Source organism: Mycoplasma bradburyae, assembly GCF_024339025.1.
Taxonomy (GTDB): domain Bacteria; phylum Bacillota_I; class Bacilli_A; order Mycoplasmatales; family Mycoplasmoidaceae; genus Mycoplasmoides; species Mycoplasmoides bradburyae.
This window is the reverse complement of record NZ_CP101415.1, coordinates 421,628-437,232: the sequence shown is the minus strand read 5'-3', so window position 1 is coordinate 437,232 and position 15,605 is coordinate 421,628. Positions and strand designations below refer to the sequence as shown.

Annotated in this window: 15 protein-coding genes; 11 read left to right on the top strand and 4 right to left on the bottom strand. The window is 26.9% G+C overall.

Annotated elements, in window-relative coordinates:
• Nucleotides 1-172 precede the first annotated feature (172 nt).
• From rpmG to NMG77_RS01750, 8 genes are read left to right on the top strand one after another with little or no spacing between them, the layout of a single operon-like run.
• Nucleotides 173-334 carry a 50S ribosomal protein L33 gene (gene rpmG, locus NMG77_RS01785; RefSeq protein ID WP_255034995.1) on the top strand — a complete coding sequence of 54 codons (162 nt, stop codon included), beginning with the start codon at nucleotides 173-175 and terminating at the stop codon, nucleotides 332-334.
• Nucleotides 334-1,395 carry an aminopeptidase P family protein gene (locus tag NMG77_RS01780; RefSeq protein ID WP_255046037.1) on the top strand — a complete coding sequence of 354 codons (1,062 nt, stop codon included), beginning with the start codon at nucleotides 334-336 and terminating at the stop codon, nucleotides 1,393-1,395. The genes rpmG and NMG77_RS01780 overlap by 1 nt, the downstream gene beginning before the upstream one ends.
• Nucleotides 1,396-1,399: 4 nt before the next feature.
• Complete coding sequence (locus NMG77_RS01775) at nucleotides 1,400-2,140, top strand: hypothetical protein (RefSeq protein WP_255046036.1); 741 nt, start codon at nucleotides 1,400-1,402, stop codon at nucleotides 2,138-2,140.
• A complete protein-coding gene (gene smpB, locus NMG77_RS01770; RefSeq protein WP_255034992.1) occupies nucleotides 2,140-2,571 on the top strand; it encodes an SsrA-binding protein in 432 nt (143 codons plus the stop codon). Before NMG77_RS01775 ends, smpB begins: the two co-directional genes overlap by 1 nt.
• Before the next feature lie 5 nt (nucleotides 2,572-2,576).
• Complete coding sequence (locus NMG77_RS01765; RefSeq protein ID WP_255046035.1) at nucleotides 2,577-4,247, top strand: C1 family peptidase; 1,671 nt, start codon at nucleotides 2,577-2,579, stop codon at nucleotides 4,245-4,247.
• A complete protein-coding gene (locus NMG77_RS01760) occupies nucleotides 4,247-5,737 on the top strand; it encodes a C1 family peptidase (RefSeq protein ID WP_255046034.1) in 1,491 nt (496 codons plus the stop codon). Before NMG77_RS01765 ends, NMG77_RS01760 begins: the two co-directional genes overlap by 1 nt.
• The gene (locus NMG77_RS01755; RefSeq protein ID WP_255046033.1) at nucleotides 5,707-6,183 is read left to right on the top strand and encodes a hypothetical protein; all 477 of its coding nucleotides are present in this window, start codon (nucleotides 5,707-5,709) and stop codon (nucleotides 6,181-6,183) included. The genes NMG77_RS01760 and NMG77_RS01755 overlap by 31 nt, the downstream gene beginning before the upstream one ends.
• On the top strand, nucleotides 6,155-6,574 hold the full coding sequence (locus NMG77_RS01750; protein ID WP_255034988.1) for a hypothetical protein: 420 nt from the start codon (nucleotides 6,155-6,157) through the stop codon (nucleotides 6,572-6,574). Before NMG77_RS01755 ends, NMG77_RS01750 begins: the two co-directional genes overlap by 29 nt.
• A gap of 188 nt (nucleotides 6,575-6,762) precedes the next feature.
• Here NMG77_RS01750 and NMG77_RS01745 read toward each other — a convergent pair whose 3' ends face one another.
• On the bottom strand, nucleotides 6,763-7,173 hold the full coding sequence (locus NMG77_RS01745) for a hypothetical protein (RefSeq protein ID WP_255046032.1): 411 nt from the start codon (nucleotides 7,171-7,173) through the stop codon (nucleotides 6,763-6,765).
• An 800-nt stretch (nucleotides 7,174-7,973) separates the two neighbouring features.
• Here NMG77_RS01745 and NMG77_RS01740 point away from each other — a divergent pair.
• From NMG77_RS01740 to NMG77_RS01730, 3 genes are all read left to right on the top strand, one after another.
• On the top strand, nucleotides 7,974-8,555 hold the full coding sequence (locus NMG77_RS01740; RefSeq protein ID WP_255046031.1) for a hypothetical protein: 582 nt from the start codon (nucleotides 7,974-7,976) through the stop codon (nucleotides 8,553-8,555).
• A 200-nt stretch (nucleotides 8,556-8,755) separates the two neighbouring features.
• Nucleotides 8,756-11,491 (top strand): hypothetical protein, encoded by a 2,736-nt coding sequence (locus tag NMG77_RS01735; protein ID WP_255046030.1) that lies wholly within the window; start codon nucleotides 8,756-8,758, stop codon nucleotides 11,489-11,491.
• 15 nt (nucleotides 11,492-11,506) lie between these two features.
• Nucleotides 11,507-12,181, top strand: a complete 675-nt coding sequence (locus NMG77_RS01730) for a LemA family protein (protein WP_255046029.1) — start codon at nucleotides 11,507-11,509, stop codon at nucleotides 12,179-12,181.
• 58 nt (nucleotides 12,182-12,239) lie between these two features.
• Here the strand turns inward: NMG77_RS01730 and NMG77_RS01725 are convergent, their stop codons facing one another.
• The 3 genes from NMG77_RS01725 to NMG77_RS01715 form a co-directional block, all read right to left on the bottom strand.
• Nucleotides 12,240-13,115, bottom strand: a complete 876-nt coding sequence (locus NMG77_RS01725) for an ROK family protein (RefSeq protein ID WP_255034980.1) — start codon at nucleotides 13,113-13,115, stop codon at nucleotides 12,240-12,242.
• A 144-nt stretch (nucleotides 13,116-13,259) separates the two neighbouring features.
• Entirely contained in the window at nucleotides 13,260-14,309 is a 1,050-nt protein-coding gene (locus NMG77_RS01720; RefSeq protein ID WP_255046028.1) for a hypothetical protein, read from the bottom strand.
• A gap of 241 nt (nucleotides 14,310-14,550) precedes the next feature.
• Nucleotides 14,551-15,588 (bottom strand): ribonuclease HIII, encoded by a 1,038-nt coding sequence (locus NMG77_RS01715; protein WP_255046027.1) that lies wholly within the window; start codon nucleotides 15,586-15,588, stop codon nucleotides 14,551-14,553.
• Nucleotides 15,589-15,605 lie beyond the last annotated feature (17 nt).

Genomic DNA, 15,605 nt, shown 5'->3' with positions numbered 1-15,605 from the left:
TCGTCCTAATGAGTTTGTTATTTTATTAAATTCATACTAAAAATCTAAACGGCTGATTAATATCGGCCGTTTTTTTATTTGTTTTTATTTAAAATAATATATTGCAAAAAAAATTAAAAATTTAAAATAAAAAAGCTATTTTATAAAAAATTGATAAGGAAGTAATAAAAATATGGCACAAAAACGTGGAACTAGATTAGGGTGTGATACTTGTAATGAAATTAACTACATTACAAGAAAAAATGCGAAGAAAAACCCTGAAAAATTAAACTTACACAAATATTGTTCAAGATGTCGTCAAGCGACTATGCACAAAGAGGTTAAACGTAAATAATGTTGTTAGAAGATTTTCAATTCAAACACGACATTATTAAAAAAGAATTAGATAAACACAACGCAGATGGAATCTTATTAGCTTCTGATCAAAATCGTTTATGATTTACAGAGTTTAATTCGTCTGCTGGTTTTTTATTAGTTACTAAGTCTAATTCTGTTTTAATAATTGACTCGCGTTATTTTGAGGCTGCTACTAAATCAATTAAAAATACTGAAGTAGTTTTAATGACAGCTAACGCATTAACTGATGTAGCAAAAAAATTAAATATCAAGCACTTATTAATAGAAGCTGATTATTTAACTTACCAATACCAAGGATTATTAGATCGTATTAGCGAAAAACAAACTGCAATTGATACGCAAAGTTTAAGAGCAATTAAAACTCCTTCTGAACTTGAAAAACTAATTAAAGTAATCGATATTACAAAAGAAGTTGGTAATAAATTACCAGAAATGATCAAGTTAGGCATGACTGAAATGCAACTAGCTAAACTTGTAACTTTCGCTTTAATTGAAGCTGGTGGTGAAAAAAACTCTTTCGATCCGATTGTAGCATCTGGACCAAATGGATCTAAACCACACCACAAACCTACTAACCGTAAGTTTGAAGATGGTGATTTTATTACTATAGACTTTGGAACAATCTACCAAGGCTTCTGTTCAGATATTACTAGAACTTGAGTTTTAAACAAACCAAAAAACCAAAGATTAATTAACGCTTATAAATTAGTTGATCAATCTAATTTGGCAGGAATTGAAGCTGCTAGAGCCGATTTAACTGGTAAAGAAGTTGATAAGGTTTGTCGTGATTTAGTTGATGAATCAGAATTCAAAGGAATGTTTGTTCACTCAACTGGTCATGGTGTTGGAATTGATATTCACGAAAAACCAAACGTTTCAAGCGCATTTAATGAAAAATTAGGTGTTGATTCAATCGTTACTATTGAACCTGGTATCTACATCCCAGATGTAGGAGGCATTCGTATCGAAGATATGATTCAAGTAAAAGAAACTAACTCGATTTGATTATCTAAAGATATTGCAAGGATGAAACTTTAGTAAAATGATAAAAATACAAGCCGAAGATATTGATAGCAAAATTGAAGAACTTCAAAAAGAACTACAAGACTCTAGAAAAAATTCAAAATTTTTCAACTTCATCAAAGTTGATTTTTGAAGATTTTTAGTTGCTTGTATTTTTTCAATTAGTCTATTATTATTATCTTTATTAATCCTAATAGGTGTAGTGTATCCTAAACAATACCAACCAAATACTGATAGCGCTATTGGATTATTTTGATTATTTTCACCAAACAATGATCCTATTATCGGATCATATATGAAAACTAATACTTCACTAAGTTTATCGGCTTATGGAGTTTGTTGTATTGTGTTATTTTTAATAAATGTAATTAGCGCTTTATTCTATTATGGTTATAGTTTTAAAGATGAGAATTATTTAAAACTAGATAAGAAAAGTAAAGTAATTTTTAACTACAGAACTTTTGGTTATAGTTTTTTTATACTAGTTTGCGGAATTATATTAATTCTAGGTTTATTGATTACTGATTTTACTCAATTCCCTGATGCTAGTAAAGATATTATGATTGGCGATCATTTTGGATATGCTTTTAAAATTAGCAATATACCATCAACTAATGTTTATGAGTTAGGAATTGATGTTTTCGGTTACTTATTAATAGTTGGTTTTTTCTTAATTAATGCAATAAACATCTTTTTATTCTTGAAACTTAACACTAAGTTTGATGAGATGGTAAAAAACAAAAAACAACAAAAAGCTTAATGAGATTATTAGTTAATAATAAAAAAGCTAAACACAACTACGAACTACTAGATAAATACGAAGCAGGCATAAGTCTTTCAGGTAATGAAGTTAAATCATTAGCACTACACCATGGAAGTCTTGATGATAGTTATGTCATTATTAGAAAAAATGAAGCATATATTTTAAACTTATTGATCCCAAAATATAAGTTTGATACTTCAAAAACTAATAATGAAACAAGAACACGAAAATTGTTATTACATAAAAGCGAAATCTTAAAGATCGATTTATTAAGAAAACAACAATCGATGGTAATTATTCCTTATCAGATCTATTTTTCAAAAAATAAAATTAAAGTTAGTATTCATCTAGCAAAACCTAAAAAACGTCACGATAAAAGAGAATCAATAAAAAATCGCGATATTCAAAGAGAGATAAGAAAGTACTAAATCTTATGGAAAAAAACAATAAATTAGATTACAAAAAATACTTAAAGAAAAATTTAAGTTATCAAAAAAACCGTGAATATTTATTAACTAGAAATGCATTAGTTACTAATGATATTAATACTTTAGCTACTAATGTATTTAACCCTGATAAGAACTTAAATGAGTTTTTAATCGACGCACAAAAACCAAGCTTTAGCATTACTGATCAAGATATGAGTGGAAGATGTTGAATCTTCGCTGGTCTTAATGCTTTAAGAAGAAGAACAGCTGACAACTTAAAGATGTCTAATTTCGTATTTTCTCAAACTTACATGGACTTTTGAGACAAATATGAAAGAGCTAACACCTTCTTACACAAGATGGTAGAAAAAGCTAATATCGACCTAGATGACCGTGATCTAAATTCTGAACTTAGAAACGCAGGACAAGACGGTGGTTGATATGGTTATTTTGATAACTTAGTTAATAAATATGGTCTAGTTCCTCAAGAAATTATGCCTGATAGTTTTTCAGGTCATAATACTTTCATATTAAATGAGTTATTACAAATCTTATTAATTAAAGCTACTAAAGAAATTAGAGCTAATCAAAAAGATAGTAAAAAACAAGAAGATATTATCAAATCAACACTTAAAAAAGTGTTAGAAATGCTTGTTTTAGCTTATGGACCTGTCCCTACTAAGTTTGATTGACAATACCAAGCTGACGCTAAAAAAGAAGAAGAAAACAAGGAAAAAGATAAAAAAGAAGAAGATTCTAAGAAATCTGAACAAAACAAAGCTTTAGAAAATAAAGAAGCAAACAAACAAACCGAAGAACTTAAGAAACAAGAAGAAAAAGATAAGCAAGAATTCAAAGAAATTAAAGCTGAATTCTCTTATATCAAAGGTATTACTCCACTTGAATTCGCTAAAGAATACGTTAAGTATGATTCAGCTGAATTTTTAGATCTTTGAACTATTGGTAATGATCAAGATTACAAGATCAACCAAAAATACGAATTAAAAGATTCTAATAATATTATTGAAGCTGCTAACTTCACATTCTTAAATGTTGATAAGAAGATCCTTAAATTATTCACGTTAGCTAACTTAATTTCTAAGCAAACAATGTGATTTGCTGCTGATGTTTTACACTACCGTGATAATAAAACCGGTGCTTTTGATAACGAGCACTTTGATTATGACGCTTTATTCAACTCTGACTTTAGCATCGATCGTAATCAACAAGTAAGACACCACTTCATTTCATCTAACCACGCAATGGCTATCTGCGGCGTTGATTTTGACGAACAAAAAACTTTAAATAACCAAAAAGCTTTAGTTCAAAAATACAAGAAAACTAAGAAGATCAACCAATACGAATTTGCTTTAGAATTAGCTAACACTTTCGAATTCAAGAAATGAAGAATTGAAAACTCTTGAGGTGGTAAAGTTGGAGTTAAAGGATTCTATTACATGACTGATAGTTGATTCAATGACTACTTAATTGATGTGGTTGTATCAACTAATGCAGCTGATAACTTCTTCGCAAATCCAAAATTCATTAATAAAGAATTAATCGATTTAGTTAAACAACTAAAAACTAAAGAGATCTTAAAACAAGCAATTGAATCTAAACCGATCTTAATCGATGGTTATGATCCATTAGGAACTAATCTAAAAGGAGTTAAATAATGTCAAAATTAGAACTAAAAGACTCAATTAAACAAATCCAGGCATTATCAAGATCTAAATTTAACAAACAATTAACTAATATCTTAAATGCTAATGGTGCTAAAGCTGTAGCTTACAATGGGTATAATTTTTCAAAAAACTCATTATCTTTCAATGTTGATCTACCAAGTTTAGATGTTGTAAACCAATTCCAAACTGGTCGTTGCTGAATCTTTGCTGGATTGAACTTATTAAGATATTACTTAGCTAAAGAACTTAATATTGACGATTTAGAATTATCACAAAGCTACTTAGCTTTCTGAGATAAATTTGAACGTTGTAACTATTTCTTAGAATCAGTTATTGATCTAAGAAATGAAAAATTAAGAGATCGTACTTTAACTTTCATCTTAAGAAATGGTGTTGCTGATGGTGGTCAGTGAACTATGCTTACTAACGTAATTAAAAAATATGGATTAGTACCTAAGAGCGTAATGCCAGATACTGCTAACACTTCATCAACTAACCAAGTTAATTACTTAATTAACTTGAAATTAAATAAAGCTGCTGCTAGTATTCTTGAAAACAAAGATAAACCAGTTGAAGAATTACAAAAAATCAAAACTAAGGCTTTAGATGATGTTTTCTATTTACTAAGCACAATTTATGGTGAATTACCTAGTAGTTTTGACTTTAGTTATACAAAAATAACTAAGAGTGATTCTAGTGATGGTTCTGAATCTAGATTTAATTATCATTCATCAAAAATCACAGAAAAAAACTACACACCATTAAGTTTTTATCAAAAATATTTCAGTGATTTAATTGAAAATCAAGGTTTTATCTCAGTTATCAACGCACCATCAATTAAGAAACCATTTAACCAAACTTTCGGTGTTAAATACTTAAACAACGTAGTTGAAGGTGAAGAAGTTATTCATTACAACTTAGAACAAGGTTTATTTAGTTATTTAACAATCAAACAATTGTTAAATAAAAACCCTGTATGATTTGGTAGTGAAGTAAAACAAATTTACTTAAACCAAGCTAGAACTTTCTGAGATGATCAATCATTTGATTATGAAACATTATTCAATATTGATCTAAGTCTTGAAAAAGCTGATCAATTAGATTATTGATTATCAGCAGTTAATCATGCTATGGTGATTACTGGTGTTGATTTAGATCTTGATAGTTTCTTAGATATCGATATGGAATTTAACAAATTAGTATCAACTAAGAAAACTAAACAAGCTTATGAATACTTAAATCAAGCAATGGCTAATTTAAAGATTAACAAATGGAAGATTGAAAACTCATGAGGTAATGATGTTGGTCACGAAGGTTTTTTTGTAATGTCAGATTCTTACTTCAAAAAATTTACTTACCAAGTAACAATTACTAAGCCATTATTTGAAGATTTAATCGATAAATTAAATCTTAAAAAAGAGTTTGATAAAAAACCGATATTACTAGAACCATGAGATCCAATCGGAACATTAGCGAAATAATCAAATCGATTGATTGATGTATTAGAAATAAAAAACAACCATGAATAATGATGGTTGTCGGATTTTTAAGCGGTATTATTGTTTTTATCATCGGATTATCAATCTTTTTTAAAAATCAAAATAAAATACCTAACACCACAATAATGGTAATGATGGATAAAAATGCCGATGGTCAAACTTATCAATTAATTGAATCAAGATTATTCTTAATTGCTTTTTTAATAGTATTAGGATTTGGGATTTTTGGATTCTTTATGTATACAAAGCAACGTAGCACTTATCTTGATATAGCAACAGCTACAAACTTATTTTTCAAAAAGAATCAATGTTTTTTTAGAATTACCAAATACCAAAAGAAACAATTAATTATTGCTAAAACATTATTATTAGAAATTCAAGAAAGAAAAGCGAAAGAAGATGTTAGAGAAATTAGCACAAATACTTAAGTTATCTAAAGAAGAACTAAAAGAACGATTAAATGTAACCGACGATGTTAGCGAAAGCGATTTATTAAAAGCATTGGGTTTTGATAAATATGCAGCTATTGGTGAATTGTTAAATATAAGTAAATTTACTGGACAAATTCCAGATTCTATAGATACTCTTAACATTGCTAATTTAGGAGAAGTTTTCCAAAAAGTTAATGAAGCTTTGTTTGGTGATGGACAATCTGAAGAACATTCAAAAAAATTCAGTGAATTTATGGAAAACATGGATACTTTTATAAGTACTTTTGGTAATGGTTTTTCAATGTATAATTCAGAAGAAAAACCTAAAGAAGAAGATGATGACGAAGTAAAAGTAACTTCATTAAAGAATAAAAAAGATTTTTCTTAAATTTATCATAGGTTATTTTTCTATTATACACACATTTGTAGCAAAAATATAAGCTTTTAAAGCTTATATTTTTTTATTATTTATTTTATTAACATCTTGATATCGGTCAACAAAGCGAATAAAAAAGCATTTCCCCAAAAATGCTTTTATATAAATGTTAGATACTAAGAGAATTACTAGAAATGACGCTATGCGACAGATCTAGTTACATTAAAAAGTCCACTACTTTGCTTCTTCACTCTTAATAAACCTTTTTTGTCGTTTCTATTGTTTATGTTTAGAAACAGTGATAATTCTTTATCTTGTAATTCAATAATGCTTGAAGAAAAGTATTTAATTTCATCTTCAGTTCATTTTTGAATTTTTTTGAATTTAGCAACCAACTTTTTAAGGCTAGTATTTCAACTTCTATCAATAAGTTTGTTAATTTTATTAATTAATGCAATGTTACCTGATTTATCAGCAGCTCAGTTATATTCTAATTGAAGAGTAACGGTTTCGCGATCAATCTTTAGTAAATTAGAAATCATTCTTGATTTCAAGTTAAGATAAACTCTTGGTTTGCTTATTAGTAATTCTCTTTTTTTCTGAAAAATCATATGTAGTACCTATAATTTTTATTAATAAACTGAATTGTGTTTAATTTTTTAAAATAATAAATTGCGATTTATTAAAGATTTTCTAAAAATCTCTAGAATTTAAAATCGAATAATCTTAATACTGTTAATAAGTTATTTTTTATTGGATCTTAAATTTCATTTAGTAATTTTTAAAAAGTTCATAAACCTTTCATAATGATAAAAGTTTTCTTATTTTCTCTCTTATATATTATTAAACAACCATATATTAACGCATTTTTGTAAAAAATCAATACCTAAGCAATTGTTTTTTTGAAATTTTTTTAATAGAAAAATACTTACTCGCTTTTCTATCAATAAAACTCTTTATTTTAAAGGGTTTTAACTAATTCAAATACGATAATAATAAGTGATATTTATTCCAATAAATAGTTCTGCTGGTTGTAAATATTATTAGTTATGTTAATCTTATAATTTAGACATCTATATTTTTAGATTAATTTATATTTAAAAGCTAATCATTTGTTGAGAAGTTTTAATGCCTCAATTTCAATCATCTTTTATTGTTTAACTTTTTATAATTTTTATACCGTTCTAGAAACTACATAATTAGGTTTGTCTTTTTAATACCAAAATATAATCGATTAAATTAAATTTGTTTCAATAGCTTCAATTAATAATAATTAACTAAAAGTTAATACTGGAATGTAAAAAATACAACATATATCCTTGCTATGTTAGAATTTTCGAGGATTTAAATAACTAAAAATTATAAGAGAAAATTTAGATTTAAATCATTAACAAGGAAGATAGTAAATTTCGTGAAAAGAAAAAATATTTTCAAATTAATTAGCTTATTAAGTGTAGGATCTTTATTAAGCTTAGCGGCTGCTAGTTGTAAAGATGATTCTAAATCAGCAACTCAATCTATGAATTCTAAAACAACTGGATCAAATAGTTCAACAAATAGAATGCCAATTGATCCTTCATCTGAAGTAGCTAATGTTCAACAATACATTAACGGATTAACTAGCGATAGCTTTTCAATAGTTAAAAATAAGATGGTTGTTAAAAGAAACACTGTTAAAGTTTCCGAACTTACTGATATGAGCTTTAAATTAGCCACACCATATCCAGAAACTATTTCTAATGGTTGAAGCTTATCTGTAGTTCTAGGTCAAAAAGAAGATACAAGTATAACTATTACTGTTAAATTTGTTAAAAAACAAACTACCGTAACTGCCGCTAACCCTATTAAACTTACAGATTTTTTATCAGCTAGCGCAACAGCCCCTGCAACTACAACAACTGAAGGTAATGCGGTAGCTAGTGGATCTGTGATGAGCGGTAGCGCATCTGCATCTGCAACTACAAGCACTAGCACTGGTGTTAGCTCTAAATAACAACAATTTTAATCAATTCTTTTTTTGCAATTTTCTAATTAACAAGAGATAAATAGAATTTATCTCTTGTTTTTTATTAAATATATAGAAAGATAAAATAACGCATTTTTTTATTTCTAATAAAATAAATGTAACTATGCTTAGTTTTTTAATTATTAAATAATAATTAACTAAACAAGTAATTCACGTAAATTATTAATATGTTTATAAAAGAATTTTCTGATAATAACGAAGATTGAGATTATAGTATTACAATATCTAAAAACAATAATCAAGATCAATCTAATAAAGCAGACCAAAGTGTAGATAAGAAACTAGATATAGAAAAAGAAGAACCATCTAATTTAGAAGAAAACAAGCAATCCAAATCATTAGATAAAACTAAAGAAGAAACAAAAAATGAATCGGAATTTGCAAAGGAAGAATCATTAAATAATAATGATTCTTTAGATAACAAACAAGAAGAAAATATCAAAGTTTCTGATGCAGATGATTTATGTTCATTAGCTACTAATGATGATACCAATAAAGAAATAGCTAAAATAGCCCCTAAGATTGGTGGGATAGATACCAAAAATGTTGTTCTGAAAAAACAATCAACTAAGATTGAAGTTAACCAAAATAATGCAATTCCTTCAGAATTAGCTAATTCTGAAGACGATATTGTTATATCAGCACCTGAACTTAGTTACAAAGTAACTGATAATAGCGAAATGCCTGAAAATAACAATGCAGAAATTCTTATAGATCTTAAACCAAAAGAAGTCAGACCAACTGATTCTAAACCTATAGTTTTTGAAAATGCTGAAAATGATCACTTAGAAAGTTCTAAAAAAACAAACTTTAACATAAGTAGTTTAATTGACTCTAATACAATATCAGAATTAGCTATTCCAACTTTTGTTAATGATTATAATGAGAATAAATGAAAAGACGAAAATCATGATAAATATCATCTAAATTATGTTCAGATTGCAGTAGATCCGATTAATAATTTTTATGGCAAAATTACTGAATCTATTGATCCGTTAGTTGATCAATATTTATCTACAATAATCAACGAAGATCATAGTCCTTTCAAAAAGCAAGAAGTTTTAATTAAAGAATGTGACCGTTTATTAAAAGAAATTAAGGAGTATTATACTAAGAATAATATCCGAGGTAAAAAGATTGGTAATGGTTTTATTATCTTTTCATTCTTTTTAATTATCGGTCTGTTCTTATTACCAATCTTCTTAAAAAACAAGAAAGCTATTAAAGCATTTGAAGAATTTGAAAGCTCAAGATTAGCTGAAACAAATGATATCTGAAATGTTAATCATTCATTAAGTTTACAATTCGCTTCTCGTGTTAATTACAACGAATTAATGAAGTATGTCGCTAGAAAACTTAATATGGATTTTGAGAATGATTGCGATGAAGATATCTACACTTATTTAAAAAAGAATCACAAAGAATTGCTAGATGTTAGTAGTGCGATAACTCTAAAATATAAAAACACACCAATTCTTGATTGTATTGCTAAACATAAGGAATGAGAATACGTTACGACCAGTCATCAAATGTCATTCCCATATACTGATGTCTCTGTTTCAATCAATTCTGATGGTAGTGTTTCGAGAAGAACTATTACCCGTTATGAAACATTAGTTGCATATCACTACGAAAACACTCCATTCATTCGTGCAACACGTCACCAAATTCTTAAAACAAATTTCAAACCTGGCTTTAGTTTTGAAACTAATTTGTTAGATAAAAAAGCGGCTAAAAAAAATAAAAACCGTATCAATTTTGAAAATGAAGAATTTTCAAAATTGATGAATATTACCAACAAAAATAACAAAATTAATACTGAGTTATTAGAATTCTTTACGATCAAAGCTCAAGAAGATTATGTTAAATGATATCAAAATCCTAATAACTGAATTAATTTCAAAAAATTAGATCGTATTTTAGTTAATGTTCCAAAAACAATTACAAGTAGTGAATTAAAAGGTTTTGATACCGGATTAAGCAATTCACTTAAAAAAGTTACATATACAGAAGCTGATTTAGATTTAACTTATCACTTAAATGATCTTAATGTTCAGTATTTAGTTAAAGATAAATACCAAACAATTACAGAACTAATCAAAATTATTAAAACTGTTGTTAGCGATTACTTATCAAATTGAGCTAAACGAGTTACTCCTTTTATGATATCACCAACGATTAGTCGTGAATGGTATAGCGAAGATAAAAATTACAAGATCTCAACTTCAGATACTTTTGAAAAATCAATTATTCCTAAGAAATTGAATTATGAATACATCTTATCTAAAGTATTTAGAAATAATTTACTATATATAAATAAATCAACCCCTGGAACAGAATCTTGATATAAAATTACTAAAATTGATAAAGAAGGTGAATTTTTTAAATACGAAATCCTACAAAATGCTTATGAAAAATACGAAGAAATTGATTATGTTCCAGTAGTAGGTGCTCATGTGGGTTGTAAAATCATTCCCGTACCTTATGTGAGATATTATCCTGTTTATGAACCTAAGTTTGTTTATTTCTTAAAAAAAGAAAATAAACATAACCACAATTTCACAATAACTAATAATAAGAATAAATCATACTTCAATATTGCTAAGAACTTTAAATTAGATCTTAATAACGAATCTAATTTCGAAATAAATCATGCTAAAAGAAGTATTAATCTTCTTAATCCATTCTTGATTCTTAAGAATCAAGCTAATCAACGTTATTTAGAATTATTAGATGAAATTAGAGAAAATTGTTCTAATTACGTCCATGTTCAAGCAAATGATGATGGCTATTTTATCTTCGTTAATACAACAACTCCAGAAGATATAGATAATCAAATAATCACTGCATCGATCGCTAAATTAAAAAATAATTTATTAGAATTAAATCAATTACTAGATTAAATTTATATACATGTTATGTTAGTAGATCCTAATAAGAAAACCGAAGCTTTTAACCCGAATGTAGACAATACTACATATAATGCACAAGCTAGTGGTGGCGACTCTGGTTTATGATGATTTTTATATATTCTTGCTTGACTAACTATTGTTGGCGGGATTATCTTAACTATTAAATGATATGGTTGAGGTAATGAATTAAGAAGAAAGCAAAACGAAATCAATCAAGCCGCAAGTGCGATTGATATTAACCAAGTTAAACGTAAAGATACTTTAATTAAGTTAGTAGAACAAGTTAAAGCGCAAATGAATTTTGAAAAAAACACTCTAGAAAACATTACTAAATTGCGCTCTTTATCAGGTTCTAACAGTGATATTAACAAAATTAACGATAATGAAAAAATTATGAATTCTATTTCAAAAGCAATTAATGTTAATTTTGAAAATTACCCTAACCTAAAATCTTCTTCAGCTATTGCTGAATTAATGAGCAGTAGTCAATACATTGAAGCAGAAATCTCAGCAAGCAGAAGATTATACAACACTAAAGTTACTGACTTTAACCAATTAATCGTATCATTCCCAATTTCAGTTAAAGCTAAATCTATGAGATGTCATTCTTTACCATTATTCGCAGCTTCAGAAGAAGATAAGAAAGACGTAAAAATGGATAGCTTATCTAAGATGTTTTAATAAAATTAAAAGATCCAAATGATGAAATAAAAAATCCCTCAATTATCTGAGGGATTTTTTATTTGTAATGTTTTTGATAATATTCAATTAATCCATAGAAAGCTGCATCATTCCCTAATGAAGCGCCTACTACTTCCTTATTAAAGTTAAGAGGTAGGTTATTTTTGATTTCATTGATAATTAATTCATCACTTGAAACTCCACCACCAATAATAAAGATTTCTGGATCATAAAATGCATTGATAATCTTAAATGTTTTAACAATATTGTTTATCCATTCTTGTTTAATAGCTTTAGCTTGTTCGTTAACATTGATAAGATTATGATCAGTTAATTTTAAGTTATCTATTTTTAAAATCGCCTTTATTTTATTTGTAGTAATTACTGCTGAACAAGCTGTATCGATATCTTGATCAACCCCGTCAAGAATTTTTAAAACACCAATCTCACCTGCTAAATAATTAGCTCCATAATAAACATCTTGTCTAGAATACAAGCAAACACCAAATCCTGTACCTAATGTTACCATTATTCCATTATCATTATCTTTTTTAGCAAACTCAGCTAAGCTACAAGCTTTAATATCATTTAAAACAACAACATCAATCTTGTTTTGTCTGTTATTGTTAATCGTTTCATCCCAGTTCGTATGAAGATACTCTTTAACTGATTCATTTGTGTAGATAATTGTTTTAGTTTTAATATTAACCCCACCAAAAGTAGCGATTCCAACAAAAACAATTTCGTAATTTTTAGTTGCTAGATCTATTTGTTTAACAAGATTTGTTATCAACATTTCTTTTTCAAATAGTCCTTTGCTATTTTTAGTTTCAAATGACCCCTTTTTAATTATTGATAAATTAAGAGAATCAATATAAGCATACTTAACTGAAGTAGCTCCAACATCAAAACAAAGATATATTTTATTATTCATTTTGCATCTATAAGAGCAATATTAGATATATTTTATAAAAGTAGCAAAATATTGATAAACTAAAAATAAAGTTATTGATAAATTTGAATCAATAACTTTATGAATGAATTATTTTGAGTAGTTATTATGTAATTAAAAAACTAATTAAAAAGCGTTTTTAATTGTGAAATCTAACGATGTTTCAAAAGTTTCATCGTTTGTTTTAGTAGTTGGTTTTGATTCTGCTAATTCAGGACCTGTTTTAGCTAAACCTTGCGGATCAGCACCGATGGCTAAATTTAATTTACCAGAAATTGTTTTATCAAGCTTATTAATTGACAACCCGCTAATTCTAAATAAAACAAATAAGTTATCAACAGTAAATAATAAATTTATCTTACCGTAATGAAGTTCTCATTGTTTTCTAAATTCTTCAGAATCTTTTTGAATACCTAATTGAGTAGCAAACACATCTTCAAAAGTTTTCTTTAAGTCTTCTTGACCTTCGGTGAATGCTAAACCTTTTCAAACTTTATTAATCGGTTTATTATTAATTTTGAATAAAGATAAGAAAAGATCTAAATCATCTTCTTTAAACTGAATCGCGCTAACTCCTCAAAGATCTAAACCATAGATTAAAGGATTGCTAAATTCTTCAAATTTAACATTGAATAAATCTAATTTTTTTTCTTTCTTAGATTCACTTTCACTTTTTTTAGCATCAACAGTTTTAGCTTTATCTTCTTTATTCTCTTCAGTTTTAGTTTCATTCTTTTTTTGTTGTTCTCTTGTATGAACTAAATCTGCTAAATCGTTTAATGCTTTAGGAACATTATAAGAATAATAAGATATATCAGCACTATTATCTGGATTTTTCTCAAGATTTACTTGATCTAAAAAGAATGCAGCATCATTAATATCTTTTGAATTAAATTTATTTTTTAAAACTATTTCGTTAGATTTAACTGATAGATTAATCTTTGCGTCTTTAGATGTAAATGTTTTTGGATAAACAGCTGTTGGTTTATCTGGAGTTATTGGTTGATTCGGATCAGTAGGCTGTGACGGATTTTCTTGATTTGGATTGCTTGGTTTTTCTGTTTCTATTTTATTTCCAGGATTAATTGTAGGCAATTTATCAGTACAAGAACTAGCAATCACACTAATTCCTAAACTACTAAGTAAAATAAGTTGTTTAATTTTTTTAAGTTTCATCTCTTTTTAATAATGAAACAAATATTGTCTATCTATAATTGTTGTTATATACATTTTGTATTATAGCAAAAACTAAATTCTAAGTAATCCTATAAAAACGCACATTCTTATAGCTTTATTAAACAAAAATCAATTTATAAATTTTAATAACACTATTATGATATTTTCTTCCTTATAAATACTTTAAGCATATCTTTAATATACGCAAATTATTATAAGGAGATAACTTGAATGACTATAATTACTTAAGTGAATTTAAAAACTCTTCAAGTGGTTTAAAAAAAACTTTAAATATCTCTCTTCAATTTACTAAGTCTTTATTAGCTTTAATATGTTGTTTAATTCTTTCAAGCGTTTTATTGTCTGAACCTAGCATATTTTTATAATCATCAAAATAATTTATTTTAGCTAGCAACTGTTTACATAGATCTAGATAGTATGCTCTTGCTAATATACTAGCGACTGCAACACTTAAATATTTAGATTCAGCTTTCTGAGTCATGTAATCAATTTTAATGATTGGATTGATATTAAAATTGTTTAGATGTTCATAATATTTCTTAGAAGTTACAAATTCATCCAACACAATTTTGTTTTTAATCAAATACTTTTTATTAAAAGCATCTAATCCCGCATTATGCATATAAGCTTTAAGCGCATTAATGTTTTTTAATTTATCATACATTTCGTTAAAACATAAAGCGCTCGGAGTAGAATCAAAACAAAAAATTTGATAATCAATAAACTTCTTAAGTTCGTTAGCAATACTGATAATCTTATCATCAGTTAATTGCTTAGAGTCCTTAACTCCTAGTTCGATGACTCTATTAAAATCATCTTTTTTAACCAAAGCACAACAAGTAACAATAGGACCAAGATACTCACCAACGCCTACTTCATCACAACCAATCGTTGATTCGTTAGTTAAATCAAAATATAAAGCATCATTTTTATAAAAACGGTTAGAACTTGCTTTAGTTTGTTTTTGAACCTTATTATAAGTAGTTTTATCAGTTAAAGTTGTTTGATTTTTATTATTAGTTTCTCAAAAACAATACTTATTAATAAAAGTATTTAGATGTTTAGAATTAGCTAATTTTGTAGGTTGGATAAGAATGCTATTAGTTTTATAAACACTAATAATCAGATAATCATAATAATTAAATCGTTTATAAACAAACTCGTTGTTGTTATCGATCTCGAATTCCTTTATTTGATCAATAAATTTTTTAATTACTTGATCTGATAACTTTTTAATTGAATAAGTATTACTAGACATAAAACAAATTATAAAAG